The organism is Burkholderia sp. BC1 (assembly GCF_052683555.1).
In genome coordinates, this window is the sequence record NZ_JBQYLP010000189.1 from 1 (window position 1) to 702 (window position 702).

Below are 702 nucleotides of genomic sequence, written 5' to 3' on the forward strand. Positions count from 1 at the left end.
ACGCAAGACGCCGGCTCGGCCGCACGGTCGTGCTCAATCCGGCGCCGGCCGTCGCGCCGCTGCCGGCCGACTGGCTCGCGTTGGTCGACTATCTGATTCCGAACGAACTGGAAGCCGCTGCGCTGACCGGCCGCCCCGTGCGCGATGCGACCGACGCGGAAGTCGCGGCGCGGGCGCTGCAGGCGCGCGGCGCGCGCAACGTGCTGATCACGCTCGGCGAACGCGGCGTGCTCGCGCTGACGGCCGACGGCATCGCGCGACACTATCCGGCGCCGGTCGTGCGCGCGGTCGACACGACGGCCGCCGGCGACACGTTCATCGGCGGCTTCGCGGCACGGCTCGCGGCCGGCGCGAACGTCGACGACGCGATCCGCTTCGCCCAGCGCGCGGCCGCGGTATCGGTCACGCGTGCCGGCGCACAGCCGTCGATCCCGACGCTCGCCGAACTCGGCGACTGACGCATTTCCGTCCCTTCGCGGCCGCTCCGTCACGTCGGACGGCGGCCGCGCTCCGCCTCCCGCATCGTCGTCCCCTCGCATCCGCCTTCGCGGCTCGGCTGCGAAGGCATGCGTCGCCGTCCATGCAATTATTCAGCAATCTGTAATAAACAGACGTATTAAACGAAAAATAAGCGCGAATACCATCAAGTTGTCTAGGGAAACGCTGATTTATTCGGCTCGGCGGTCATCGCAGACGTAGCCG

Annotated in this window: 1 protein-coding gene; it reads left to right on the plus strand. The window is 69.2% G+C overall.

Annotated elements, in window-relative coordinates; all coding sequences use genetic code 11:
* Positions 1-458, plus strand: a 458-nt coding sequence (locus ACSHSS_RS30280) for a PfkB family carbohydrate kinase (RefSeq protein WP_445545976.1), incomplete at its 5' end; no start/stop codon positions are given.
* Positions 459-702 lie beyond the last annotated feature (244 nt).